General features: G+C 57.9%; 1 protein-coding gene. It reads left to right on the top strand.

Features of this window, described 5'->3' with window-relative positions:
* Positions 1–353 precede the first annotated feature (353 nt).
* Positions 354–684: transposase (locus tag JQK15_RS26545; protein ID WP_214869665.1), on the top strand; the 331-nt coding region annotated here is incomplete at its 3' end.

Genomic DNA, 684 nt, shown 5'->3' on the forward strand with positions numbered 1-684 from the left:
ATCATCTCCGACACCCTGCAGCGACACCACCGCAAAGCCTTCAGGGGCAAGACGCGCTCGTTGAAATCGCCCGTGCATGACAGATCCTCCCAGTAAAGCGGGGGAAGGATACCATCACCAGCAGCAAAAGTGATTCAGAGCCATTTCTCAATGGAAACCCCGGGTCACATCTCAGTGGCAATCAACAATCTTGACGGATTCGAGCCTTTCAAAAGCCTTGTAGAGGTCGGCGTAGTCATGAGTGCCGCGACCCTGTTTCAAATCGTAGGTTACTAGAAAAACAGCCATTTCATTCCCCTTTCGGCTTAGAGGCTGTTATGGACTTGTGAGTCCGAATGGATTCAAAGGCTTGGATGGAGATTGTCCGCAAGCCTTATCCGTCTGACGTATCCGATGAAGAATGGTCGCTGATCGTGCCGTATCTTACGCTTCAGCGCGAAGATGCGGGGCAGCGCGAGCACAGCCTGCGCGAGGTGTTCAATGGCCTGTGCTACATCGTGAAGACGGGCGCGCCGTGGCGCTGGATGCCGAACGGCCTGCCGCCCTGGGCTGCGGTCTATCAGCAGACGCAGCGCTGGCTGGCGGCGGGATGCTTCGAAGCGTTGGTGGACGATCTGCGCGCCGTGCTGCGTCTGGCGGCAGGTCGCACCGCTGAACCCAGCGCGGCCATCATCGACAGCCGGA

Source organism: Sphingobium sp. BHU LFT2, assembly GCF_018604485.1.
GTDB classification, from domain to species: Bacteria; Pseudomonadota; Alphaproteobacteria; order Sphingomonadales; family Sphingomonadaceae; genus Sphingobium; species Sphingobium yanoikuyae_A.